Here is a 2,084-nt window from a genome sequence, read left to right as displayed (position 1 = left end):
TATGTCCGACATAGTGCGGGAATCGACGCATCATGCGAGAACACCAGAAGGGGGTTAGCGGTTTAGGTGCAGTTGCGCGATTGCGGAGAGGCGTTTGAGGCCGGCGACCATCAGGAGGTCGACGAGCAACGACCGTAACTCCACCAGGAGCGCGGCTTCGGAGAGGTCTTCGACGTTGTCGGCGAGCGAGGTTCGTGCCTTGCGGACCACTGAACGGATCAACCGCGCGGCATCGGCTTGGTCCGGCTCTGCGCCGGGGGCCGCCAACATCACCTGGCGAAGAATCTCGAAGATGTCGCCGAGGTCGTTGATGATGTTGATCATCGACTGCTCTACCGGGACACCGCGCTGGGTCAGTGCCAGCGCACGCCGAGTGACGACCCGAAAGTTACGGACCGCGTTGTCGAGGGGATCGGCAGTGGCCGCGATGGTTCGCAGCCGATCACGCGACCCCCAATACAGCGGGGACAACGTCCCCACTTCACGTCCGGCGAGGACATCAGCTTGCAGGGTGTCGATCGCCGACTGCGTGCCGCGCGCCTTTTCCAGAACCTTGGCCACGGCGTCCTCATCACGTGCTTGCAGCGCCTCGGCCAACTCGCAGCTGAGATCTCGAAAGGTATCCAGGATTCCGGCCGCAGCACGTCGTGCCCGCCGGACCGGATTAATCGGCACCAACGCCCCCACCAGCAGGCCAATCAGCCCGCCAACCAATGCGTCGATCGCGCGTTCAAACCCGGCGACATCGCCCGGCGGCAGCAACGTGGCAACGAGCACCGCCGACGACGAGGCCTGCAACGGCAGCAGCGGCCCCTTGTCGAGGAACACCGCAGTCCCCATCGCTACCGCTACGACCACCGAAATCTGCCAGGGCCCGGACCCAATCTGGCTGATCACGATGTCGCCGACCAGAATGCCAATCGACACTCCGACGACGAGCTCTAAGGACCGCCGCCAGCGTCGCGCCAGCGACAAACCCAACGAAGCGACCGCCGCGATCGGGGCAAAGAACGGGGCCGCGTGGTCGAGCAAATCGAGCGCTACAAACCACGCCAGTCCCGCGGCGATCGCACACTGGGCGATCGGTAACAACGACAGCCACAATCGTCGCACCCGCGTCCGCAACGCCGGGTGCAACCCGGCGACGGCCCGCGAGAAGTCGTCGCGGACCGTCGTTGGTTCGTCCGATAGGGGGTCGGTACTGATCAGTCCAGGCCCAGTTCGGCGATGGCGCGGGGGTCACTGTCGTTGAGCAAATCCAGGCACCGAAGGTATTCATCTTCTTCACCGACGGCCTGCGCCGCGCGAGCCAACGCACCGACGCAACGCAAGAATCCGCGGTTTTCTTCGTGGCTCCACGGGACCGGGCCAAAGCCCTTCCAACCGGCTCGACGCAACTGGTCGAGCCCGCGGTGGTAGCCGGTACGGGCATAGGCGTAAGCCGCGACGACGCGGGTCAGGTCGGGTTCAGCACCATCGAGGGCACCGTCGAGCGACGCCTCGGCGAGGTAAGCCCAGGCGATGGACGCCGACGGATGCGCTGCCGCGACGGCGCTGGGGTCGAGCCCGTTCAGCAAGTCCGACTCAGCGTCGTCGTCTCCCGGGAGCAGGGTGGGCGGGGGTCCGAGAAGATCTCCAAATGACGTCACAGATTCATTCAACCATCTGATCGGGCCGCTCCGACCACGCTCGTGGGAGGCCGGTCCGATATCCTGACGCTTGCGCGTGTAGCTCCACCGCACCCGACGAACATTGGAACTTGAGTAAATGTCTGAATCGGACAACGACAACGCCGCCGCCATTGACAAGGTAGTCGGCGCTTTCCGTGCCCAGCGCGAGCAGGGCAAGTCCACCGCCGCGGAGTCAGACGAGGCTGCCGCCCCGGCTGACCAGGTCGAACCGACACGCACCCCGACCGAGGTGGAAAAGCTCGAAGACGAGCCGGAACCGGCGGGCGGGGGCACCTCCGAAGCTCCGACGAAGGCATTCAAGATTCCGGCAGAAGTTGCTGCGGCCGCCGCCGCGGCCGCAGCTGCCCGCACGACCGACGTCGCGAGCACCGCCGACATCGTCGAGGAGAGTGT

The 2,084-nt window shown here is 65.4% G+C and carries 2 protein-coding genes and 1 pseudogene; 1 reads left to right on the top strand and 2 read right to left on the bottom strand.

The window, feature by feature from the left end; translation table 11 throughout:
* Window positions 1-54 precede the first annotated feature (54 nt).
* The gene (locus WBA38_RS10240; RefSeq protein ID WP_424322648.1) at window positions 55-1,113 is read right to left on the bottom strand and encodes an FUSC family protein; all 1,059 of its coding nucleotides are present in this window, start codon (window positions 1,111-1,113) and stop codon (window positions 55-57) included.
* A 92-nt stretch (window positions 1,114-1,205) separates the two neighbouring features.
* Window positions 1,206-1,649: a DUF3151 domain-containing protein gene (locus WBA38_RS10235; RefSeq protein WP_424322647.1), complete on the bottom strand. Its 444-nt coding sequence runs from the start codon at window positions 1,647-1,649 to the stop codon at window positions 1,206-1,208.
* A 118-nt stretch (window positions 1,650-1,767) separates the two neighbouring features.
* Here WBA38_RS10235 and WBA38_RS10230 point away from each other — a divergent pair.
* Window positions 1,768-2,084, top strand: a pseudogene (locus tag WBA38_RS10230) (hypothetical protein); the annotation flags it as partial.

It is taken from the genome of Gordonia sp. (in: high G+C Gram-positive bacteria), from assembly GCF_049647785.1.
GTDB lineage: Bacteria > Actinomycetota > Actinomycetes > Mycobacteriales > Mycobacteriaceae > Gordonia.
This window is presented reverse-complemented; position numbering and strand designations above follow the sequence as displayed.